This is a genomic window from Shewanella decolorationis, from assembly GCF_004354305.1.
Lineage (GTDB): Bacteria > Pseudomonadota > Gammaproteobacteria > Enterobacterales > Shewanellaceae > Shewanella > Shewanella decolorationis.
Window position 1 is genome coordinate 64,145 of record NZ_CP037898.1, and the last position, 22,541, is coordinate 86,685.

18 protein-coding genes are annotated in these 22,541 nt (G+C 47.2%); 11 read left to right on the forward strand and 7 right to left on the reverse strand.

Features of this window, described 5'->3' with window-relative positions; all coding sequences use genetic code 11:
• Positions 1-8 precede the first annotated feature (8 nt).
• Entirely contained in the window at positions 9-3,449 is a 3,441-nt protein-coding gene (locus EYR25_RS00325; RefSeq protein WP_133178140.1) for a hybrid sensor histidine kinase/response regulator, read from the forward strand.
• Positions 3,450-3,498: 49 nt separating this feature from the next.
• On the opposite strand, the gene EYR25_RS00330 is transcribed toward EYR25_RS00325, so the two are convergent.
• Both EYR25_RS00330 and bioA read right to left on the reverse strand, forming a co-directional pair.
• Entirely contained in the window at positions 3,499-5,100 is a 1,602-nt protein-coding gene (locus EYR25_RS00330; RefSeq protein ID WP_133178141.1) for a methyl-accepting chemotaxis protein, read from the reverse strand.
• A gap of 270 nt (positions 5,101-5,370) precedes the next feature.
• On the reverse strand, positions 5,371-6,729 hold the full coding sequence (gene bioA, locus EYR25_RS00335; protein WP_133178142.1) for an adenosylmethionine--8-amino-7-oxononanoate transaminase: 1,359 nt from the start codon (positions 6,727-6,729) through the stop codon (positions 5,371-5,373).
• A 122-nt stretch (positions 6,730-6,851) separates the two neighbouring features.
• On the opposite strand from bioA, the gene bioB reads away from it, so the two are divergent.
• From bioB to bioD, 4 genes are all read left to right on the forward strand, one after another.
• Positions 6,852-7,904 (forward strand): biotin synthase BioB, encoded by a 1,053-nt coding sequence (gene bioB, locus EYR25_RS00340; protein ID WP_133178143.1) that lies wholly within the window; start codon positions 6,852-6,854, stop codon positions 7,902-7,904.
• 220 nt (positions 7,905-8,124) lie between these two features.
• Positions 8,125-9,345 carry an aminotransferase class I/II-fold pyridoxal phosphate-dependent enzyme gene (locus EYR25_RS00345; protein WP_133178144.1) on the forward strand — a complete coding sequence of 407 codons (1,221 nt, stop codon included), beginning with the start codon at positions 8,125-8,127 and terminating at the stop codon, positions 9,343-9,345.
• A gap of 161 nt (positions 9,346-9,506) precedes the next feature.
• Positions 9,507-10,334 (forward strand): malonyl-ACP O-methyltransferase BioC, encoded by an 828-nt coding sequence (bioC, locus tag EYR25_RS00350; RefSeq protein WP_133182685.1) that lies wholly within the window; start codon positions 9,507-9,509, stop codon positions 10,332-10,334.
• A gap of 54 nt (positions 10,335-10,388) precedes the next feature.
• Positions 10,389-11,084 carry a dethiobiotin synthase gene (gene bioD, locus EYR25_RS00355; RefSeq protein WP_133178145.1) on the forward strand — a complete coding sequence of 232 codons (696 nt, stop codon included), beginning with the start codon at positions 10,389-10,391 and terminating at the stop codon, positions 11,082-11,084.
• 71 nt (positions 11,085-11,155) lie between these two features.
• Here the strand turns inward: bioD and EYR25_RS00360 are convergent, their stop codons facing one another.
• From EYR25_RS00360 to pepE, 3 genes are all read right to left on the reverse strand, one after another.
• Complete coding sequence (locus EYR25_RS00360) at positions 11,156-12,124, reverse strand: DUF3187 family protein (protein ID WP_133182687.1); 969 nt, start codon at positions 12,122-12,124, stop codon at positions 11,156-11,158.
• 667 nt (positions 12,125-12,791) lie between these two features.
• Positions 12,792-14,330, reverse strand: coding sequence for a glucan biosynthesis protein G (locus tag EYR25_RS00365; protein WP_133182689.1), 1,539 nt, complete (start codon positions 14,328-14,330; stop codon positions 12,792-12,794).
• Positions 14,331-14,779: 449 nt separating this feature from the next.
• Entirely contained in the window at positions 14,780-15,490 is a 711-nt protein-coding gene (gene pepE / locus EYR25_RS00370) for a dipeptidase PepE (protein ID WP_133178146.1), read from the reverse strand.
• A gap of 286 nt (positions 15,491-15,776) precedes the next feature.
• Between pepE and htpX the strand changes: the two genes are divergently transcribed.
• On the forward strand, positions 15,777-16,640 hold the full coding sequence (htpX, locus tag EYR25_RS00375) for a protease HtpX (protein WP_011717429.1): 864 nt from the start codon (positions 15,777-15,779) through the stop codon (positions 16,638-16,640).
• Positions 16,641-16,966: 326 nt separating this feature from the next.
• Complete coding sequence (gene cctA, locus EYR25_RS00380; protein ID WP_039978509.1) at positions 16,967-17,317, forward strand: tetraheme c-type cytochrome CctA; 351 nt, start codon at positions 16,967-16,969, stop codon at positions 17,315-17,317.
• Positions 17,318-17,385: 68 nt separating this feature from the next.
• On the opposite strand, the gene EYR25_RS00385 is transcribed toward cctA, so the two are convergent.
• Complete coding sequence (locus EYR25_RS00385) at positions 17,386-18,132, reverse strand: cytochrome b/b6 domain-containing protein (protein WP_023267886.1); 747 nt, start codon at positions 18,130-18,132, stop codon at positions 17,386-17,388.
• 296 nt (positions 18,133-18,428) lie between these two features.
• Between EYR25_RS00385 and EYR25_RS00390 the strand changes: the two genes are divergently transcribed.
• Positions 18,429-19,064 (forward strand): LuxR C-terminal-related transcriptional regulator, encoded by a 636-nt coding sequence (locus EYR25_RS00390; protein ID WP_011717426.1) that lies wholly within the window; start codon positions 18,429-18,431, stop codon positions 19,062-19,064.
• A 126-nt stretch (positions 19,065-19,190) separates the two neighbouring features.
• Here EYR25_RS00390 and EYR25_RS00395 read toward each other — a convergent pair whose 3' ends face one another.
• On the reverse strand, positions 19,191-20,957 hold the full coding sequence (locus EYR25_RS00395; protein WP_133178147.1) for a M61 family metallopeptidase: 1,767 nt from the start codon (positions 20,955-20,957) through the stop codon (positions 19,191-19,193).
• A gap of 145 nt (positions 20,958-21,102) precedes the next feature.
• Here EYR25_RS00395 and hinT point away from each other — a divergent pair, with 145 nt between their 5' ends.
• From hinT to EYR25_RS00410, 3 genes are read left to right on the forward strand one after another with little or no spacing between them, the layout of a single operon-like run.
• Complete coding sequence (gene hinT, locus EYR25_RS00400) at positions 21,103-21,459, forward strand: purine nucleoside phosphoramidase (RefSeq protein ID WP_011623075.1); 357 nt, start codon at positions 21,103-21,105, stop codon at positions 21,457-21,459.
• Entirely contained in the window at positions 21,456-21,983 is a 528-nt protein-coding gene (locus EYR25_RS00405; RefSeq protein ID WP_011717424.1) for a PaaI family thioesterase, read from the forward strand. The genes hinT and EYR25_RS00405 overlap by 4 nt, the downstream gene beginning before the upstream one ends.
• The gene (locus tag EYR25_RS00410; RefSeq protein ID WP_133178148.1) at positions 21,970-22,434 is read left to right on the forward strand and encodes a PaaI family thioesterase; all 465 of its coding nucleotides are present in this window, start codon (positions 21,970-21,972) and stop codon (positions 22,432-22,434) included. The genes EYR25_RS00405 and EYR25_RS00410 overlap by 14 nt, the downstream gene beginning before the upstream one ends.
• Positions 22,435-22,541 lie beyond the last annotated feature (107 nt).

The window sequence follows — 22,541 nt, forward strand, 5'->3', positions numbered from 1 at the left end:
GCAAAAATATGAATCTAACCTTAGTCGTCGCCGTTATTGCTATTTGTTATGTCTCACTTTTATTCCTTTTAGCCTGGGGCGCGGAGCGTTGGTTTAGCGGCGTGACCAAGAAGCTGCAGGTCGGCATTTATGGCTTAAGTCTGGCGGTTTATTGCTCTTCCTGGAGTTTTTTAGGTACGGTTGGACAGTCGGCTAAGGATTTTTGGTCCTTCATCCCGATTTTTATCGGTCCTATCATTATCTTCACATTAGGGTTTGGTATGCTGCGCAAGATGGTCCTCGTGTCCAAGGCGCAAAATATTACCTCGGTCGCCGACTTTATCGCCGCCCGTTACGGTAAGTCACAAACCTTAGCGGCCATTGTTACCCTCATCGCTTTATTTGGCATCATGCCCTACATTGCCCTGCAACTTAAGGCGATGGTGTTTAGCCTTAACCTGTTTCAGCCCGCAGACGATCCTTTAAACGGCATTACTATTCCGCTACTTATCACAGCATTGCTGGCGATTTTTGCCATTCTATTTGGAACGCGTAAGCTCGACGCCACCGAGCATAATCCCGGCATGATGTTAGCGATTGCTTTCGAGTCTTTAGTCAAACTCGCGGCGTTTTTGCTGGTTGGGATTGTGATTAGCTTTGGGGTGTTCGACGGTTTTGGTGATATCTGGCAGCAGGCGAGCGAAAAAGCCTTAATTAATTACCCAAATCCTCGAATCGAAGCCTTAATGCCTGAGCTACTCGTCGGCATGGCGGCGTTTTTATGTATGCCACGGCAATTCCATGTGATGGTGGTGGAGTGTGCCGATGAATCTGTGTTGTCCAAGGGACGCTGGTTATTCCCGCTGTATTTAGCTTTGTTTGGCTTATTCGTTGGGCCATTGGCCTTAGCGGGTAAATTGATCCTCGGCGATAGCGTTGCTGCCGATACTTATGTGATCAATTTACCTCTTGCGTTGGATCATCCTCTGCTCGCCGTGATTGCGCTGTTAGGTACGTTATCTGCCGCGACGGGGATGGTGATTGTGGCGGTAGTGACGATAAGCGTGATGGTGAGTAACGAGTGGTTGGTGCCTGTTATGCTACGCACGGGCAATATCCGTGAGAAAAACTTCAGTCAATTTTCGCAGATGCTGTTAAATGCGCGCCGCCTAGCCATCGTCATCATCCTTGGGTTGGGTTACGGTAGTTATCTGGCACTGGCTGACAGCGATTCGCTATCACACCTTGGGATGTTATCCTTTGGCGCCTTTGCCCAATTAGCGCCAGCGCTTGTTGGCGGACTTTACTGGAAACACGGTAATCGTGCTGGGGTATTTTTAGGCTTAACTGTCGGTTTTAGCTTGTGGTTTTACATCATGCTCAGTGGCATGACAAATAGCCAAAGCGCGACAAGTTTAGTGTCGGGCAATATCGACCTATTAGATGCTATTACGCCTAATGTGCGCGATGCGCTTACGGCCTTGTTTGCCAATATTGCCTGTTATGTGTTGGGCTCGATTTGGTTTAGGGCGGGGGTAGCCGAGCGTATTCAAGCCAGCGCCTTTGTTAGCCCCGGTAAGCTTAAAAATAATGCTAATAAAAAAAATGGCCCTATCTCCCAGCAGGATTTATTGATCTTAGCCAGTCGCTTTGTTAGTCCAACTCGCGCCTATGAAAGCTTTAGTCGATTCTCTACTGAAGCCGTTAAAAGTGACAGTTGGCATAAGGCCGCGACTCCTGAGCTTATCGCCCACACCGAACGCTTACTCGCCGGGGTGCTTGGCGCTTCGAGTGCCTCCTTGGTAATGGACTCGGTTTTACAGGGGCGCGACTTGGCCTTGGATGAAGTCTTTAGTCTAGTGGATGAAGCTTCGTCCAAAATTATGCTCAGCCAAGATATGCTGCGTGGTGCTATCGAACATGCCTACGAAGGGATGAGTGTTATCGACAGTGATCTCAACTTGGTGGCATGGAACTACAAATATGTCGAATTATATCAATATCCTGAAGGTTTTTTGCAGCAAGGAATGCCCATCAGTGAAGTCATCCGCTTTAATGCGGCGCGGGGATATTGTGGCGAGGGTGATATTGAGTCGCAGGTTGAAAAACGCGTGCAGCATATGCGTAATGGCACGCCGCATACTTCAGAGCGGCAACGCAAAGACGGCAAAGTGATAAAAATTCAAGGCAATCCAATGCCTGATGGCGGCTTTGTGATGACCTTTACCGACATTACCCAATACCGCGAGCAGGAACGCGCTCTACTCGAAGCTAATGAAACCCTTGAGACACGTGTTAAAGAGCGTACCTACGAATTAGCCATGCTAAACAGTGAGTTACTTGAGGCCAAAGCGCAGGAAGAAATGGCGAACGCTTCTAAGAGTCGCTTCTTAGCGGCGGTAGGGCACGATTTAATGCAACCCTTAAATGCGGCGAGATTGTTTACTGCTTCTTTGTCCCAATACCCTAATTTGGACCGCGAGGCGCGCACAACCTTATCCCATGTGAATAGCTCGCTTAAAACCGCTGGCGAGTTGCTCACCGACTTATTGGATATTTCGAAGCTCGATTCCGGCATGGTGGAGGTCAATCGCCGCGACTTTGCGATATCCGAGCTGCTCAATGGGTTATCGGTCGAATTTGAGGCGATGGCGGCGGATAATCAAATTCGTTTTAAGATGATCCCCTGTAGCGCGACGGTTAACTCTGACCCTTCGTTACTCCGGCGCGTACTGCAAAACTTCTTAACCAATGCTTACCGTTATGCCCGAGGCGGGCGGGTGCTGTTTGGTTGTCGCCATCGCGGTAGTGAGTTAGAGATCCAAGTGGTCGATACGGGTTGTGGTATTGATGAACACGAAACCCGTGAAATCTTCAAAGAGTTTAAACGCTTAAATAATCCGCGTAGTAAAAGTGTGAGTGGTCTTGGCTTAGGTCTGGCGATTGCCGATAGGATCAGCCGAGTACTAAACCACAGTATTCAAGTGTCTTCACAGCTTGGACGTGGTTCGGTGTTCTCTATTAGTGTGCCTTTAGGGGAAACCGTGCGTCAGCCACAGGTGAAGGCCTTACCATCGCTATTACAACCTTTGTCTGGCATTAAAGTGCTGTGTATTGACAACGAAGAGGCCATTCTGGCGGGGCTTGAGAGTCTACTCAGCCGCTGGCAGTGTGAGGTGATTTGTGCAAAGGATTTAGCCGATGCACGCATAAAGTTAGGCCTAAAAGGGGTGGCGCCGGATATTGTTTTAGCGGATTTCCACTTGGACGATGGCCAAAATGGTGTCGATGCGATGGATGGGATCCGTGCGCTCTATGGAAAAGAGTTACCGGGCATTTTAATCACGGCGAATACTCGCAAAGAGCTGGTGGAAGATGTGCAGCGCCGTGGTTATCACTATATGGCGAAAATGATTAAACCCGCGGCGCTGCGGGCATTGATTTCGAGCCTAGTCAAGGCGAGTCGTTAAATAACAGGCCAGCATAAGGATGTTGGCCTGTTAATGAATTGCATCGAACTTAGAGCTTAAACGCCGCCAGTTTGGTATTGAGATTCAGCGATAACTCTGCGAGGCTTTCGCTTTCTTGAGCAAGATAAGTAGCTGATTCAGACACTTCAAGCGCCGAACTATTAATCCCGCAGACGTTACGGTTCATTTCTTCTGCCACTGCACTTTGCTCTTCGGCCGCGGTTGCGATTTGGGTTGCCATATCGCTTACATGTTTAATATGGGCCACGATAAGCGATAAGTCATTTCCCGCTTTTGCGGACTGGCCAACGCTTTTTTCGGCAAGATTACGGCTGGTATCCATCGCATTAGCGGCACTGACTGCGCGTTGTTGGAGTAGCGAAATCGTATTTTGGATTTCTTCTGTGGATTGCCTCGTTCTGCTGGCTAATTGCCGCACTTCGTCGGCCACTACAGCAAACCCTCGACCTTGCTCACCAGCACGAGCTGCTTCAATGGCGGCGTTTAACGCCAATAAATTGGTTTGATCCGAAATGGCACTGATCACCGCCGTCACCTCACTGATCTGCATCACTTCTTCTTTTAACTTGTTCACTTGCTGCGTGGCTTGTTCCACTTCTTTGGCAAGCGCATGAATACCATCGACACTGGCGTGCACGTCCTTATCGCCAAGTCCGGCCTCCCATGTGGCTTCTTTGGTATCTTTAGCGGTACTTTCGGCATTATTGGCCACATCGGCAATGGTGGCACTCATCTCATTCATTGCCGTCGCTAATTGGGCGAGTTGGTCCCGCTGATTGTTTACCGCTTGATTGGTTTCTTCGGCGGTTGATGCGATGCGTGAAGCCGCTTGGGCGACATTATCTGCTCCCGCACTGGCCTCTGTTAGCGCTGCGCGGATAGCTGCCATACTTTGGTTAATATTGTGGGCCAAACTCCCAAGCTCGTCTTTACCCTCCACACTTATACGAGTCGTGAGATCCCCTTTGGAAATAGTCTTCATTGCCTTATTGACTTGATCTAAGGGGCGGGTGATGGAATGACTGATAACATATCCCAGCAAGGCCATGATTATAATCAATCCCAATGTGGTGCTTCCCATCAGCAAATATTCATGCCAAATCGTATTTTCGATGTCCTGCAGCAACATACCAGAGCCGATAATCCAGCCCCAAGGTTTAAATCCCACGACTAAGGACATTTTTTGCGCTTTCTTACCTGAGTTGGTTACCCATGGATATTGGAGCATTCCCTGCTGACCATCACGACCGAGTTTGACCATATCAAACCAGTATTGCTCGTTGCCGTTATTACCCATTTGTTGGCCAACGAGTTCTTGTTTGATTGGATGCACTACAACATGGCGAGATTCATCAATCACAAACAGGTAATTGTCGCCATCGAAGCGCATATTGTTGAGCATGTCTTTCGCAGCTTGTTGGGCTTGTTCAGTAGGTAAGGTTTGCTCTAAAGATTGAATTCGACTGAGGGCGAGACTAAGCACTGCGTTTAGCCGGGCTTCGCGCTCTGTGACTAAATTATGCTTTAAGGTAGTGACTGAAAGCGTTAGTAGAATTAACGCCCCGATGAGAGCTGTAATGACTTGCAGAATCAGTTTTCGACTCACAGAGATATCAGCGAGTTTGAACATATAATCTCCTTATTTTATCGCGCACCCTAGGCTGTTCCTCAGTTCAGGTATTTATCTATGCTAATGGGAATATTTTGTTTGTTTAAGCGATATAAGCATTGCCATCTTTGACAAAATTTCCAGTTAACATATTAAAAAATGTCTTAAATAAAAAGATCTTAATTAAGAATTTAATTAAATGATGTGAGGCGGTGATGGGCGGGAAAGAGTCTATTGATGTTCACAATCAAGGCATCGCAGTGGCTTTCACCACTACGATGCCGAGATTCGCTAGCCGTGGCTGATGGTGATGTCTTGGCTTGCGGATAACTCATCTAGGTTATGCTTGGGCAGTGTGATGGTGGCCGCCACTTGCTTCATCGCTTGGGTGAGTTTGGTCAGCTGAGCCGAACTTATCACATAGGGCGGCATAATATAAATCAGGTTGGCAAAGGGTCTAACCCATACGCCTAAGTCGACAAATTGCTGCTGCAGCTCGGCGGTATTGACCGCTTGGTGCATTTCGAGCACGCCAACCGCGCCGAGCACGCGCACCTCTTTCACGCTGGGAATATCGATGGCATCGGCAAGCTCGCGCTGCATTTGCTGCTCGATGGCGGCAACCTGTGCTGGCCACTCCTGCTGATTGATTAAATCTAAGCTGGCGCAGGCGGCGGCGCAGGCGAGGGGATTGCCCATAAATGTCGGGCCATGCATAAAGACACCTGCGGGCGATTGGCTAATGCCTTGGGCGACGTTATCCGTGCACAAGGTGGCGGCAAGACTGATATAACCGCCCGTTAACGCTTTGCCCAGGCAGAGAATGTCGGGCGTGATGTCGGCATGTTCATAGGCAAATAACTTACCAGTTCGGCCAAAACCCGTGGCGATTTCATCGAGAATAAGCAGCACATTATATTCATCACACAGGGCGCGCAGGCCACGTAAATACTCGCCGCTGTAGAATCGCATTCCCCCAGCGCCCTGCATAATCGGCTCGATAATTACGGCGGCAATGTCTTGATGTTGCTCGCGTAAAATGCGCTGCATTGGCGCTAAATCATCTTGGCGTAATGGCTCACCAAAAGGCGTTTGTGGCGCGTCGACAAAACACTGTTTCGTGACGGCCTCACCAAACATGGTATGCATGCCACCTTCGGGATCGCAGACACTCATGGCGGCAAAAGTATCGCCATGGTAACCCTTCTTCACCGTAAGAATGCGCTGTTTTTGGGCTTTTTGCGCTATAGGCAAATCTTGCCCTTGCCAATATTGCAGCGCCATTTTGATGGCGACTTCGACGGCAATTGAGCCTGAGTCGCAGAGAAAGACTTTAGTGAGGGGCTCGCAGGTCATCGCCAGCAGTTTTTTGCAGAGTGTAATGGCGGGCTCATGGGTAATGCCGCCAAACATCACATGGCTGAGTTGGTGCAGCTGCCGCTCCATCGCCGTTAATATCGCCAGGTGTCCGTAGCCATGTACACAGGCCCACCAGGAGCTGGTGCCATCGATAAGCTTACGGCCATCGACCAATTCCAGCTCGCAGCCTTGGGCACTGTGTACCCCAAAAACAGGAAGTGCGCGGGTCATGGAGGTATAAGGATGCCAAATATGGGCGCTATCAAAATCAAAATCGAGTAAATTGCGCATAAAAGCTCACAGTGTTGATTGAAAATTAATCAGTGGTAAACCTGTATCACTGGTTGGCGTTGACAGTTTAAGGGCTGAGGTTATCCTAGCCAAGGTAAAATACAAAAATAAAAGGGTGTTCAATGTCGCAGTTGCAAGTTCGTCATGATTGGAAGCGGGAAGAAATCGAAGCCTTATTTGCGCTGCCGATGAATGACTTATTATTTAAAGCACACAGTATCCACCGTGAAGTGTACGATCCTAACGAAGTGCAGATCAGCCGATTACTGTCGATCAAAACCGGTGCTTGTCCTGAGGATTGTAAATATTGTCCGCAGAGTGCGCGTTACGACACTGGCCTTGAAAAAGAGCGCCTATTGGCGATGGAAACCGTATTGACCGAAGCACGCAGTGCTAAAGCCGCGGGCGCTTCGCGTTTCTGTATGGGCGCCGCTTGGCGTAACCCGAAAGATAAAGACATGCCATACCTTAAGCAAATGGTGCAAGAGGTGAAAGCCCTCGGTATGGAAACCTGTATGACCTTAGGTATGTTAAGTGCCGAGCAAGCCAATGAGCTGGCCGATGCGGGCCTTGACTACTACAACCACAATTTAGATACCTCGCCTGAATACTACGGCGATGTGATCACCACCCGCACCTATCAAAACCGTTTAGATACCTTAAACCACGTGCGCGCATCGGGCATGAAAGTTTGCTCTGGCGGTATTGTTGGCATGGGCGAAAAGGCCACCGACCGAGCGGGTCTATTGCAACAACTGGCGAATTTGCCTCAGCATCCCGATTCTGTGCCCATTAACATGTTGGTCAAAGTGGCGGGCACCCCCTTCGAAAAACTCGATGATTTAGATCCGCTGGAGTTTGTCCGTACCATCGCCGTGGCGCGTATTTTAATGCCTAAGTCCCGTGTGCGTTTATCGGCGGGCCGTGAAAACATGACTGACGAGTTGCAGGCTATGTGTTTCTTTGCGGGCGCGAACTCGATTTTCTACGGCTGCAAGCTGTTGACAACACCAAACCCTGAAGAAAGTGATGATATGGGCCTGTTCCGCCGTCTGGGTTTACGCCCTGAGCAGGGCGCTGTCGCGACTATCGATGATGAACAAGCGGTATTAGCCAAAGCCGCGGCTCACCAAGATAAAGCCTCGGCACAGTTTTATGATGCGGCGGCGCTGTAACTAAGGCTTATCTCCTCAGTAAAACTCGTTTTTTGGACTTGCGCTTCGTTAAGTGGTGAAGCGCAGGCCCCAAAGAGTGGTGCCGGCGGTGAGATTCAGCGAGCATTTGAGCCGTCGTTATGCCAGAGACTAAGCGAAAAACCAGTCAAGACGCCGAGTAAGCCTGCAAAGTAAAATGCACAGCAAGAAAAATTGAGCAAGACAAGTTGAGTAAGAAAAAATGAGTTCATCACTCACCTCAAAACTGGGTTCAAAAATCCTCGCCCGTCAGCAAGCGTTAGCCGAGCAAGGTTTGCTTAGGCAGCGTCAGGCGCTGTCGAGCGCGGCAGCACTCAGTAAGGATGGCCCTCAGTTTGGCTTAGCGGAGCAGCACTATCTTAACTTCAGCAGTAATGATTACTTAGGCCTATCCCGTGCTCCCGCATTGGTCGAGGCGCTGCACCTTGGCGCTAAGCAATATGGCGTGGGTAGCGGCGCATCACCACTGGTGACGGGCTACAGCGAGGCGCATTTGGCGCTAGAAACTAAGCTGTGCAAGATAACGGGATTTGAGGCGGCACTACTCTTTAGCTCAGGGTTCAGCGCCAATACTACCTTGTGTAAGACCTTGTTCGATAAGCAGGATGTGGTACTGGCCGATAAACTGGTCCATGCATCGATTATCGATGGATTACGCGACAGCGGCGCGGATTTTAAGCGCTTTTTACATAATTCCATCGAAAGTGCCGAGCGTTTATTAGAAAAGAACGCTGTATCTGCCCTTATCACTGAGAGTGTGTTCAGCATGGATGGCGATATCGCGCCGATTATGGCCTTATCCAGCCTTTGCCGGGCACATAATGCTTGGTTGATTGTCGATGATGCCCATGGCTTTGGCGTGGTGGATGCTGTGAGTGCTCAAGTTGAATCGGCTCCAGCTTCAAACCTTATCGATATCCAGATCGTGACCTTTGGTAAGGCGTTAGGTTGTCAGGGCGCCGCGATCCTCGGGAGTCGGCAGTTGATTGAATTTCTGGTCAGCAATGCACGGGAATATATTTATTCTACGGCGCTGTCGCCCGCTAATGCGGCTCTTGCCTTGGCCGCTGTTGAATACGCTGAGACCCATCCTGAGCTTAAGCAAAAATTGCAGCGCAATATCTTATTGTTCAAGCAGTTGTGCCAAGATGCGGACATTCCACTCCTAGGAAGTGACACGGCAATTCAACCTTTGATTATTGGTGATGCGACGCAAACCTTGCTGGTGGCGGAAAAGCTAAAGGCATTAGGCATTTGGGTCGGCGCTATTCGTCCACCCACAGTGCCGGTCGGCTCGGCAAGATTGCGCATTACCTTAAGTGCATCCCATAGCGAGGCGGCAATACGACGCTGCGTCAGTAGTATTGCCACTGTGCTGAAGGAATGCGCACTGCCGAGGGTTTCTGAGCGGCCTGAACGGTAAGCCAGTACTTGATTCACAATATTAGGTGAATGGCAGGGCACTTCAATGCTCGGTATTGAGTTCTTGAGAGTGAAGAGCTGGAAGATAAGAGTCTGAAAGTAAGAGCTTGAACGTAAAAGCTTCTAAGTAAAAGTTTGATGTAAAAGTGAGAATAATCTGTGATGTCTATGCCGCTTGGCGTGAGTGTTAATTCCCATCAGTCTGCCAGTCAGGTCGAGCATATTGCCGATCGGTTTTCTGCTGCGGCCAAGCGCTATCAAGAACATAACTGTTTACAGCGTTTAAGCGGTGCGAGTTTGTTGCAGGGATTTGCTGCTACAGGCGCAATTCTTGATATTGGCGCGGGGCCGGGGACCGATTTTGCTGACCGTGCAGTGGGTGACAATATCAAGGTTTATGCCCTTGATATCGCCCTCGGGATGCTGCAACAACTTCAAGCGACTTTCCCTCGCCACCAATGCGTGTGTGGTAATGCCGAGCAACTCCCCTTTGCCGATGGGAGTATCGATAGTATTTACTCTAATTTGGCTCTGCAGTGGTGCCAGGATTTTTCGGCTGCGACCAGCGAAATGGCTAGAGTCTTAAAAGCTGGAGGAGAAGCGCACCTGAGTATCGTGGCAGAAGGCAGCTTGGCGCAGTTATCCCATCTTGGTTTGAGGGTGAACGGTTTTCAATCCCTTGAAAGCTTAAAAGCCGCCTTTGATACCTCTGATTGGCAACTCTTTGATGTTCAACTTGTGCCAATGACCGTCTATTTTCACGATCTTAAAACCTTGCTCTATTCCATTAAGGGCGTGGGCGCATCGGTGCAATCATACGTACAGACCGAAAACTCTTCAGATGCTGATACTCACTCGAGCAAGTTGCGTGGCCGCCGCGATTGGCTGTCATTACTGCAGCGTGCGGAGCGGCTTCGTGAGGCTCAGGGTCTGCCTTTAACCTATCAGATCGCCCAATTTCGTGTGCGTCGCCAAGGTTGCTCGGTATAAGCCTCTAGCAACGGTTTGGCGCATGATTGGCCAACAGATTAACAAGGAAAACGCATGTTTTTTGTAACAGGTACAGATACCGACAGCGGTAAAACCTTAGTGTCGACGGCGCTGTTAACCGCATTCAATCGTGAAGCTGCTCGCACAGGCGCTGCGCACTTAAGCCTTGGGGTAAAACCTGTGGCCTCGGGATGTGAAACTACAGAGCAGGGCTTACGTAACAGTGATGCGTTAAAACTGATGTCGGCCTCATCTTTAAAGCTCAGCTACGAGCAGGTCAATCCGATAAGCTTTGAACCCGCCATCGCACCGCATATTGCCGCAAAACAGTTGGGGGTTAACTTATCTCCCGAGGCGATTTTGGCAACGTTAGATAGACAAGCCTTTGCGCAGGCTGATTTTTGCTTGATAGAAGGTGCGGGCGGCTGGCGTTTGCCCTTAGGGGGCGGGCGTTATTTATCGGAATTAGTGCAGCAGCTTAATTTGCCAGTGATCTTGATCGTGGGGATGAAACTCGGTTGCCTAAATCATGCGTTATTAACCCAAGAGGCGATAATCGCCGATGGCTTAACCGTGGCGGGTTGGGTGGCAAATTGCGTCGATCCCAATATGAGCGTGTTTGATGAAAACTTAGCATCGCTTAAAGAGATGATGACATCGCCTTTCCTTGGCTGTATTCCGCATCTTAAACAGGCTGATGCAGAACATGCTGCCCATTTTATCGATATCAAGCTCTTATTGCTGAAATAAGCTTATTCAAATAATAAGTTTGATTTAAATACAGAGGCTATATCGCCTCTGTTAGCGAGTATAGTTTTTATTTATAATTTAACGCGATAGCCAAGACTAAAGGCAATATCGGTACTGTTATCCATATTGAAATAGTTTTCAATAATAGAAAACTCAATTGCACTTGTGTCTAAGTAGTAACGGTATCCGAGTAAGATTTCATTTGAAGATTTAGAAAAATCATTTTCAGTTTCTAATAATCCCTGATAATGATGCAGTTCCATTAACCAACCATGACGTCCAGCAATATATTCATAGCCGAGATTGACTGAATAGGCATGATTATCGTAGCGTATCCCCGAGAGCACTTCAGTTCCCTGTTTAAAACTGACCGCAGCGGTTGAATGAAAATGATGTTTTTCGTAACGAAAGCTGTAATTTAACTGCAACGCTTGTTCAAAGGCTTCATTTTCAAAAGGGCCTGAGTCGACATAGTTATAGTATAAGCTACCACCTAAGGATAAACCCTGATGTTGGTTCTCAACTAATTGATAACCAACATAAAGTATAATTGCATTATTAAGCGTTTTATCCGCAATATTGGGTTGATTAATACCATCTTTGGAAAATATTTGATTTTGGTGTTTTGCGGTATTTTCACGACCATTTTGACTAAAACCAAATGCATCATGAAACCAAATGGTCACCGAGTCTAAGTGATTATCGCCACTAAAACGCCAGTGATAACTGGTGTCAATCAACCATTTATCCGTAATTTGCCAAGAGAGTCCGCCTTCTAGGATGTTGTGGTAATAATCTGCAAAATAGTCATCGGTTTCAGCCCAAACACTGGCCGCACTTGCGGATAAGTGCAGTTCTTTTTGACCTTCAGGTAATGAAAACCCAGATCTTAACATCGGCGTTAAACTGCCCGCTTGAGTCGGTGATTGTGCGTAGGTGCGTAAAGGACCATAGTTACTAAAATCGACGGTAGTAGCGAAGGCATTCGGGACAAACAGCAAAGAAAGCGCAAAGGCTAGTTTTAGGTTTGAAAACGGCATCACTTAAATATCCGTCTAGATGATGAGTTATCTAGAGTTGATAGGTTGATTAAACTAAGCATTATCGAGCGAGATAAATGGAGAATATCAAGATGAATGTTAACCTTTATCACAATATTAGCATTTTTCTTACATTTTAAATCAGCGTATAGCAGAGTAATACTAATGCAAGCCAAAGTACTCGCCCAATCATTGGTAATAAATAATATAAGACAAGTAATGTGCTTATACTTAACAATATTGTCGTTGGCCTACGAAAATACGCAGCATTTAATGTCGGTAACTTCATTTCTTCTCTAACATATTGATGATGCGAAATAACTAAACACTTAATAATAGAGAAAGTAGGTAGATATCTTGTTAAAACGTGATTTTCGCAAGTGTTCAGTTGTTTTGAGGAACTAATATAACGCTGTAGGATTGGTGAGTAAATGTTAATAGTCGCTAAATAAGGTTCAAAAACTGGAACTGAAAATCCCTATTTTTGTTAGATAAAAATAATCCTACTTATTCTACAAATACGGTGATAAGTCATCAAAATATTAAACCAGTTAACCTTAAGGCTATTAACCTGGGTGTAGAAATATTTATTTACCCATAAAAAACGCCGGATTTCCGGCGTTTTTTAGTATTAAGCAAAGCACAAATCGAGTCTTAGTTTATCGGCCTAAGGCCAATCGTCACTGTTCCAGCGATATAGCCAAGTCGCGGCGACTGGTTTTTCATCTTTTCGCAGTTGAATACGCAGTTCTGCTACATTGGTGCTTTCAGGTTCAAAGGTGACGAATACGCGGGCACCGTTAATATCTGGGTGCGCCACTATGCGAGAAGACAGAATTTTGCCTTTGCTAATACTGGCATCAATAGCAATTTTTTCAATATCTTGTGGTTTGATATTGCTGTAATCGATAAGCAACTCTTTACCTTTGGATTGCTTTTGTCCCTTGGAACTGCGGATAACACGCGCCTTAGTCGCTGCACTGGGACTATCGTTAGACGCTGTGATGCGATAGGAATAATGATAAGGTACGCTTTGCTTTAATCCTCCCTGAGGTTCCCAGTAAGTGACTATATTGTCATTGGTTTCGGCGCTCGATGGGATTTCAAGTAGTACTAACTGACCTTTACCCCAATCGTTAAGCGGCTCAATCCAAGCGGAAGGACGTTGTTGATAGTTCGCGGTCAGATCTTGGTAGTAGTCGAAATTACGATGGCGTTGGATTAAACCAAAACCCTTAATATCTTCGTCACCGAAGGCGCTGATCTGTAATTTATTAGGGTTATTAAGCGGGCGCCATAAACGTTCACCATTACCCCGATCAATTTGTAACCCTTCAGAGTTATGCACAGCAGGGCGATAATCTGGCTTATCCGGCGTATCTAAACCACCGTAGAGAAACATTGAGGTCAGTGGCGCAAGCCCTACATGGGTAATATCACGGCGGGGAAAGAGTGTGACATCCACGTCTACTCGCGTCGGTGCGCCAGGATAAATGCCAAAGCGATAGGCCCCTGTCACACTCTGACTATCCAGCAGTGCGTGGACCACAATCGCCGTTTGATACTTAGAGGGGCGTTCTACCCAAAAACGCTTAAATAATGGATACTCCTCACCTTTAGGTTGAGCGACATCGATCGCTAATCCACGGTTAGATAAACCATAGGTTTGTCCTTTGGACAGCGCTCGAAAATAGCTAGCACCTTGGAACATGATGAACTCGTCTTTTACCTCATCATCATTGATCGGGTAGTGCAGGCGTACACCTGCATATTGGCCAACCTGAGTCAGTAATTTTTCTATAGTACCGTTTGGCACACTAAAGGAGGATTCAGTTAGTTCGATAGGAATGGCCTGACTATTTTCAACCACATCAATATCGACAAGGTTTTTATATAAGAAGCCTGGGGCAAATAGTTGCACCGAAAACTTAGTCGGCGTTCCACCCCAAATTGCGGCGTTTTCTTGATAATTGATTTTGCCGTAGGTGGCGTAATCAAGATCGATTAGCTCTTTTGGGGCTTTCCTTGCTTCTTTAAACGGTTTTTGTGCCAGTTTTTGTGCTAGTTCAACCACGGTTTCATGGGTAAACGTTTTGGCATTTTTCTCTTGGGAGCTATCAGCGCCATAGGCTGGGTAAAGGCTACTTATGCCGAGCATACAAGCAAGCATAGAGCCAAGAACGAATTTCGATCTCGGTTGAGTCATTTTTTGTGGCGTAACAGGGACGAAATCATTGAATTTTACATGCTGCAGCAAAATAGAAACTCCTCACTTAAATGGGCTAAGGCAAGAGACTCGCACTTAATGAACAGCCCAAAACTCCCGATTTATAAGCAACTTAGAATGCATTTGTACGGAAAGTACTCAGGGATGAATAATAATTTAATCTTGTTTATCAAAGTGTTCGACAACGAAATTAGTGCAGATACTTAAGTGGCGCAAGTCTTTTCTCCCACAGGATAAGTATTGTTACACACTCTCTTGAAGGTGTTATTACTTGGAGTTTTATGGAGTTAGCTCTTCAACGCGCGAGACATTGTCGCCGTTTTAACTTGACATTTTGTGGCGTTTTTTCGGCCAGCCAACATGAAGATAAACTCATACTCGGTGGCCGATGATAGCAGATTAGCTTAGGCAATGCCGCCGCATAGATCTTATTTCAGCAAATGGGATAAATCGCTGCCAACCGGGATTGGGATTTCTTGCTGTTCACCGCAGAAGAGATAAGCGGGATTGTCACCAAGCAAGGATAGTGTTTCTCCCTGACGCCAGAGTGCGCTGCCTTCGACAATACCCACAACCGGCGTGATGGGGTCGACGCGGGTGAATTCGAGTAAACGCTGGGCGCGGGTTTCGCCGTTATGTCCCGGAGCGCGATAGTTCGAATAATGTGGATTTAACTGAAACGGCACGATATTCAGGGCGCTAAATGAAGGTGGCTCGATAATCGGCATATCGTTAGTGGTGCGAATGCTTAATCCTGAAACGTTAGAGCCCGCGCTCCAACCAATATAGGGTTTACCATTTTGCACTTCTTCACGGATAAGATGCACTAAATCGTACTTATAGAGCTCGTGCAATAAATGGAAGGTATTGCCGCCGCCAATCAAAATCCCATCGGCATCTTTAATCGCTTGCTGCGGATCAGGATGCTGGTGAATGCCGCTAATATCGAGTTTAAGTTCACTTAAGCCAGCCACGACTGAGGCCAAATAAGTGTCATAACTCATGCTAACACCAGCATAAGGGATAAAAATCCATTTTTGGGCATTAGCAGTGAGCGGCTTGATAAAGGGAATCGCATGGGAAAGGTAAGGTGTATCTGCGACACGGGAGCTGCTAAGCAGTAGGGCATTGATCGTCATTTTTTTATCCTGAAATCTCGGAATGTGCTGGCATGTTAACAAAGTTTAATCGCGATAAACATAGATAAACACACATGAATTTGGCTGTAACGCTGACAGCGCCTAGATTTAAGTTTGGATTAATGCACTGTCCCTAGACTCTCGCTCCATGAAAGGCAATGTCTAAACTGAGAGAAAATTAGCGAGTAAAAAAACTCTTATCTTTACCCCTTGAATTTCGATTTTTTGGACATATTATGTCTTTGAGCAAAAATAAATGGCATAAGTTTGCCGTAAAGGAGCTGATATGAAGCGTATATTTTTATTGATTGCGACTAACCTAGCTGTACTGCTGGTAGCCTCAATTGTGATGTCTATTCTGGGCGTTAACACGTCTACTATGGGTGGACTGCTTGTGTTCGCTGCAATTTTTGGATTCGGCGGAGCCTTCATCAGCTTGGCCATTTCAAAATGGATGGCGAAAAAGACTATGGGTTGTGAAGTGATCACTACTCCCCGTGACAGCACTGAACGTTGGTTATTAGACACTGTTGCCCGTCAAGCGCAACAAGCTGGGATTAAAATGCCAGAAGTGGCGATTTATCAATCGCCAGAGATGAACGCCTTTGCTACTGGTCCAAGTAAAGACAACTCATTAGTTGCCGTGAGTACCGGCCTCTTGTATGGCATGAGCCAAGACGAAGTTGAAGGCGTACTTGCCCACGAAGTGAGCCACGTTGCTAACGGTGACATGGTAACCTTGACCTTAATTCAAGGCGTGGTGAACACCTTTGTTATCTTCGCAGCACGTGTTGTTGCGGGCATTATCAACAACTTCGTCTCGAGCAACGATGAAGAGGGCGAAGGTTTAGGTATGTTCGCCTATATGGCAGTGGTATTTGTCCTCGACATGTTGTTTGGTATTTTGGCCTCGATCATCGTGGCTTACTTCTCACGTATTCGTGAATACCGTGCAGACGAAGGTGCGGCGCGTTTAGCGGGCAAACATAAGATGATTGCGGCGCTCGAGCGTTTACGCCAAGGCCCTGAAAGCTCGGCAATGCCAGCACAAATGTCAGCTTTCGGTATTAACGGCAAGCGTTCAATGGCTGAGTTAATGATGAGCCATCCACCGTTAGAGAAGCGTATTGCAGCTTTGCAAACTCGTTAATTGAGTCTAAAAGCGAATCAAAAGGAGACCAAGGGTCTCCTTTTTTATTGGGGCTTTTCTTTTTTAGCGGATTAGGTTAGGGCTGTTTTTAGTTGTGAGCGATAGGTTAAGTCGATGTAAAACTCTTATATAAGCATGTGGTTACATGATGCAGCGCACATTTTACCCTTGAGTATATTGATAAAGTTGCTTTGCGTTAGATTGGGTTGCTTATTACTCAATCCTTAGCTAAGTTAAATCGAGTCGTGCTATTTATATTAGGTTGCAAGATGGAAGTCACCCCTGACAAGAATTTCCACTGTCAATCGCCATTGGAGGATACAATTGTGAGCAAAAAACTATTAAGTGCGCTTTTCGGGGCAAGTCTTGCAGCGCTGGCGCTGTCACCAACTGCATTTGCTGCGGATCAAAAATTATCAGACTTCCACGCAGAATCTGGTGGTTGTGAAAGCTGCCATAAAGATGGTACGCCTTCGGCTGATGGTGCCTACGAATTCGAACAATGCCAAAGCTGCCACGGTAAGCTTTCTGAGATGGACGCAGTACACAAGCCACATGACGGCAACTTAGTGTGTGCTGACTGTCATGCCGTTCACGATATGAACGTAGGTCAAAAACCTACCTGTGAAAGCTGCCACGATGATGGCCGTACTCCAGCGACCATTCTGAAGAAATAAACATTATTTCTGAGTTACTTTTATCAAAACGCCAGCAATTGCTGGCGTTTTTATATGCATGATTTATCTCACTCGTCCTTGGGTTGTCCTTGGATCAGTTTTTTGCCGGAAAACATGGCCGAAATGATCCCGGGTTGACGTTTGATTTCGGTATAGACCACTGCAAACACATGCAGCACGATAAGGAGCATTAATAAATACACGGCGTAAACGTGTACTTCACCTGCCAGTCCCTTCATGGGCTTGATAGCATTGGCTTTATCGGTATCTACGCCTGTGGCATCGTAGGGTTTTAAACTACTTGGCTCAACATCCACTGCAGCTAAGTAGCTTTGTACTGTGCTGCCGAGCGGCGGATAGTAAATATCAGTACCTGCGCGGATCAGGCCTGTGATCATTATGGTGACTAGCAAGAGCATGATGGCGAGTACGGCGAATTTCCCCTTAGGATTGTGGCCTAGATACTGGGGATTTTTACCCGCGGCAAGTTCCGCTTTATAGCTTTGTAACTCGGCTTTGCTATTGGCATTGGGGAACATATGACTAAAGCGAGCGTATTTATTGCCCATAAAACCCCAAACCAGGCGGATCAGTAAATTAATTGCAAAGCCATAGCCAATGATGACGTGCAGGGTTTTAAGCCCAATTTTGCCGGAGAGTTCGGTAATGCCTAAGTCGCTGCGAAACATCATCATGCCGCCAACGATAAGCAGGGCGAGTACGAGGATGACATTAATCCAGTGAAACAGACGCGTAGGTCTGTCCCACACGCGATAGGACTGCATTTCAATAGAGTTTGGCTGTGGGTTGGACATAGTATTTCCTTATGATTTGTGTTGATTTGATCTTACGCCTTTCTATTCAAAATAGCGCATTATTTTCAGTTTAAATTCAGCCTTCTGATTGACAATGCTCAGTGCTAAAGTTGCAGAAGTTTTTGATTTGCGTACGGTAAATATTTTTATCGTAAGTCTTTTGAATCTGTTTTATCTAATGCTAATATCGTGTGCACGGTAGACTTGGAAGTCTATTGAACGGATGTTGAAGTGGTATTGAGAGATGTTTCTCCTCTCAAAATGAATAATCGTTAACCAGACAGGGAGTGAGCAGGATGTTCAAAATATTACATTGGATTGTAGTGTCAAGATCGCAAGTTCTGATGGAATTGCTGGCCGGACGCTGGCCGCAGGAGTTTCTCGTTAAGCTGTCGCAAGTCAGCCCGGATGAGATGTGCGATCAAATCAAAGATAACCAAGCCTCTATGGTGGTGATTGACCTTTCCACCGTCGATCTTCAAAAAGCCTATCAATTTCAACGCTTGCTTGCCCGCGAACATCCGAGTGTGCGAGTCGTTTATATCCAGTTCCCGAAACAAGTTGATGCCCGCTTCCTGATGCAAGCCTCGACAACGGCAGGGGTGTTTTATCTGGATGCAGGATTGACTGAAATCAGCCTTGGCCTTTCCAACATCCTGCGCGGACACAGGGTGATCCCTATCCAATTGGTGAACGGGGTGAATGATGACTTTGGACTATTCGAAGATACCGAGCCATTGACCATCCGTGAGCGCGAAGTGTTACAAGCCCTGCTGTCGGGCAGTACTAACCTCGATATCGCCAACCAATTGTTTGTGAGTGAGAGCACCATTAAAACTCACTTATACCGTGTATTCCGTAAGATTGGTGTGTCGAGCCGTGGTCAAGCCATAGCTTGGGCACAAACCTATTTACACGATGTGGTTGTGTAATCCATTGTTGATGGGTCGCTAAGCTAATATTCAATTGCACAAACAAAGAAACAAATAGAAAGGGGCAATCGTGGATACGATTGCCCCTTTTTGTGCTTTATGGGTTAAAGACTAATACATTAAAGATCAACGACCTAACCAAGCCTGCAGTTTGTCTTTATCTGTGATGCTTAAGGCAACTGTATCTTTTGGCGCCTCAGCAATAATCAGTTCTCCCGTCATCAATTCATCGCGTCTAAACCAATATAGACTTAAGCGTTGTCCGAGTGGGTATTGCTGAAGCTGCGCTTCAAATTGGCCTGTCACCTGCAGATTATCCGCCGCAATTAAGATATCTCCGGCGCTTAAACCCGCAAGGTGCGCCGGACTGCCTTGGGCGACAGTGGTCACTTTAAGGCCCATTGGTGCGGCTTGCGTCTTAGCGCCAAAGGCAATCTCATACCCTTTGGCTGAGCCTCCGCCGACATCCTGCGCGCCTTGGCTGGAGCGAAGAGTCAATTCAACCCCAAACTCGGCAAGTAATGGTGCCAGTGGAATATCGTCGGTATTGTCTAAATAGGCGAAGAGATCTTGGCAATCTCGGCCCAATAAACGTTCAACAATCATTTGATGACATTCATCTGTGGTGCCGCGATTTTGTAGGGCATATTCCTGCCACAAAATGGTCATCACATTGTCGAGATTGTATTTACCCTGGGTTTCGATCCTTAGGGTTAAATCCAGATACAGGGCAAACAGGGCGCCCTTAGTGTAATAACTGATAATGGCGTTTTGGGCGTTCTCATCCTGCTTATAGAACTTAGTCCAAGCGTTAAAGCTGGAGTCCTTAATGCTTTGTTTAAAGCGGCCTTGACTGCGATACACCCTTGTAAAGGTTTCGCTCAGCATATCTAAGTAGCTTTGTTCATCAACTAAGCTTGCGCGATAGGTTAGGAAATCATCATAATAGGAGGTGATGCCCTCATAGGCCCACAGCTGTGGCGTATAGGTTTCCGCCTCGAGTTGATAGGGTAGGAAGCATTCTGGCTTGATGCGCTTGACGTTCCAGCTGTGGAAATATTCATGGCTGCAGAGCGATAAATAGGTGCGATAGTCGTTATTAATCGGCGCATCCATCGACAGCGGTAAATCCTTGCGCGAGCACATGAGTGCCGTCGATGCCCTATGCTCTAAACCACCAAAACCACTGTCGAGCACTGTGGTCATAAACAGATAACGCTCAAAGGGCGCGGGCGTACCAAACAGCTTGATTTGATACTCGCAAATTGCCTTTAAATCTTGGCAGAGTCTCGGCATATGGGCGCGGTGGCGACCGTTTAGTACGATATCGTGTCTGACGCCGCAAGCTTCAAAACTGGCGTGGGTGAATAGACCCATCTCAACCGGATGATCGATAAGATCGTCATAGCTTTGCGCGCAAAACTCACCAAAGGCAAATTCATCACCGCTTTGGCGTGTCATGCTGGTGGCAAGGCGCCACTCGTTGAGACTCGGCTCAGTCGGCGCCGCCATTGTTACTGTGTGTAAGCCTACCTCAAAGCCGTGGGCGGCTAAAAATACACTGCTACCGTTAAAGAAACCGTGGGTCATATCCAGGTGTGCGGTGCGTACCGACAAGTCCCAAGCATAAACTTGATAGGTTAAGGTGAGTTGCGTGCTTTGATGTTCAACCGACCAGGTTTGTTTATCCAGCTGAGTGAGCGTAAGTGGCTCACCGTTAGCGCCTGTGGCTTTAAGGTCGATAATATTCTTAGCAAAATCTCGCACCATATAACTGCCGGGAAGCCACGCTGGCAGACTAAAAACTTGCTTAGGGTGAGGCGTTTGTACCGTCATGGTGACTGCGAACAAGTGCGCCTTGGGATCGACGGGAATGATGTGATAGTGGATCATAATTTATCCTGTAAAACCGCTTCGTTTTAATGGGCGTCATGCTGCCAAAAATGCGCACAACAGGCAAATGAAACGCAAAATATCTGGAGACACAAAGCGTTGAATTGCTAGTATACTATCCCAATTAACCCAAGGAGGACTCCCCATGGCCGAAGAAACCATTTTCAGCAAAATTATCCGCCGCGAAATTCCCGCTGATATTCTGTATCAAGACGAGCTGGTGACCGCTTTTAGAGACATCTCGCCAAAGGCGCCAACCCATATTTTGATTGTGCCGAATCATTTGATCCCAACCGCAAACGATATGAAAGCCTCGGATGAACCCGCACTCGGCCGGATGATGACTGTGGCGGCCAAACTGGCAGCAGAGGCGGGGATTGCCAAAGACGGTTATCGTTTGATCATGAACTGTAATAAACATGGCGGACAGGAAGTGTACCATATCCATATTCATCTCGTTGGCGGAGAGCCACTGGGACCCATGCTGAGCCAAGGTCAATGAAGGTCAATCCCGAGTTTTTTCCGCTGACTCAAATGGCGCAGCGGTTTGTCGATCAGCTCGCCCAGTGCCGTCGCTTAGGGTTAACCGTGCTCGAAGCCAGTGAGCACCATGTACTGATTGAGTTGCCCTATAGCACTGAGTTAATTGGTTATCCCGATACGGGTGTGATCCATGGCGGGGTGATCACCACCCTGATGGACACAGCCTGTGGCAGCGCGGTAGTGAGTGCGATTTTTCAAAAATATCAATCCTTAGAGATTTCGCCCACCCTCGACTTGCGGGTCGATTATATGAAACCCGCGCAGCCCCATAAGCCAGTTTATGGCTTTGCGGAATGCTATAAGTTGTCATCTAATATCGCCTTTACCCGCGCCATCGCCTATCAGGACAGCATCGATGACCCCATTGCCCATGCGGTGGGCTCCTTTATGCGTATTAGCCCCGAAATGGTGGGCGATGCCTTTAGACAAGCCTTGATGGGAGAAGCCGTGCCGCCCTTAGGAGAGACAGATGAACTCAAATAAGCCGACCGAGCCGAAAACTCTCGATGTGCAGGGGATTGTAAAACGCGCTACCGAGTTGAACGACTTTGGTCATCTACTCGAACATGTACCTTATGCTAAGTTTATTGGCATGAAGGTCGAGCGCTTTGGCGACGAGCTGATTTTCAAACTCCCCGCTAAGGACGACAATATCGGTAATCCCATCCTGCCCGCGATTCATGGCGGAGTGATTGCTGGTTTTATGGAAATGTCAGCCATAGTGCAATTAATGGTGTTTATGCAAACGGCAAAAGTGCCAAAGGTAGTCGATTTCTCGATTGATTACCTGCGAGCAGGCCTACATAAAGACAGCTTCGCCGAATGTCGTATCACCCGTCAGGGGCGACGGGTCGCCAATGTGAATATCAATTGTTGGCAAACCAATCGTAAGCAGCTTATCGCTACCGCAAGGGCGCACTTTTTAATCGATTAATCGCGAGGGCGGGGCAGGATGAGCACGTTTTGCCGATGACTATGTTAAGCATAAGTTCAGCTGGCGTCGCGTAGTGTCATTGCCCATCCGTTGTTCGGCACCTAGGT

Excerpts from the sequence above, each read along its gene's own strand:
- bioB (WP_133178143.1), top strand. The coding sequence starts at position 6,852 with ATGTCGCAGTTGCAAGTTCGTCATGATTGGAAGCGGGAAGAAATCGAA.
- EYR25_RS00385 (WP_023267886.1), bottom strand. The coding sequence starts at position 18,132 with ATGTCCAACCCACAGCCAAACTCTATTGAAATGCAGTCCTATCGCGTG.
- EYR25_RS00390 (WP_011717426.1), top strand. The coding sequence starts at position 18,429 with ATGTTCAAAATATTACATTGGATTGTAGTGTCAAGATCGCAAGTTCTG.
- hinT (WP_011623075.1), top strand. The coding sequence starts at position 21,103 with ATGGCCGAAGAAACCATTTTCAGCAAAATTATCCGCCGCGAAATTCCC.
- EYR25_RS00345 (WP_133178144.1), top strand. The coding sequence starts at position 8,125 with ATGAGTTCATCACTCACCTCAAAACTGGGTTCAAAAATCCTCGCCCGT.
- EYR25_RS00410 (WP_133178148.1), top strand. The coding sequence starts at position 21,970 with ATGAACTCAAATAAGCCGACCGAGCCGAAAACTCTCGATGTGCAGGGG.
- EYR25_RS00330 (WP_133178141.1), bottom strand. The coding sequence starts at position 5,100 with ATGTTCAAACTCGCTGATATCTCTGTGAGTCGAAAACTGATTCTGCAA.
- htpX (WP_011717429.1), top strand. The coding sequence starts at position 15,777 with ATGAAGCGTATATTTTTATTGATTGCGACTAACCTAGCTGTACTGCTG.
- bioC (WP_133182685.1), top strand. The coding sequence starts at position 9,507 with ATGTCTATGCCGCTTGGCGTGAGTGTTAATTCCCATCAGTCTGCCAGT.
- bioA (WP_133178142.1), bottom strand. The coding sequence starts at position 6,729 with ATGCGCAATTTACTCGATTTTGATTTTGATAGCGCCCATATTTGGCAT.
- EYR25_RS00325 (WP_133178140.1), top strand. The coding sequence starts at position 9 with ATGAATCTAACCTTAGTCGTCGCCGTTATTGCTATTTGTTATGTCTCA.
- pepE (WP_133178146.1), bottom strand. The coding sequence starts at position 15,490 with ATGACGATCAATGCCCTACTGCTTAGCAGCTCCCGTGTCGCAGATACA.
- EYR25_RS00365 (WP_133182689.1), bottom strand. The coding sequence starts at position 14,330 with ATGACTCAACCGAGATCGAAATTCGTTCTTGGCTCTATGCTTGCTTGT.
- bioD (WP_133178145.1), top strand. The coding sequence starts at position 10,389 with ATGTTTTTTGTAACAGGTACAGATACCGACAGCGGTAAAACCTTAGTG.
- EYR25_RS00395 (WP_133178147.1), bottom strand. The coding sequence starts at position 20,957 with ATGATCCACTATCACATCATTCCCGTCGATCCCAAGGCGCACTTGTTC.
- EYR25_RS00360 (WP_133182687.1), bottom strand. The coding sequence starts at position 12,124 with ATGCCGTTTTCAAACCTAAAACTAGCCTTTGCGCTTTCTTTGCTGTTT.
- EYR25_RS00405 (WP_011717424.1), top strand. The coding sequence starts at position 21,456 with ATGAAGGTCAATCCCGAGTTTTTTCCGCTGACTCAAATGGCGCAGCGG.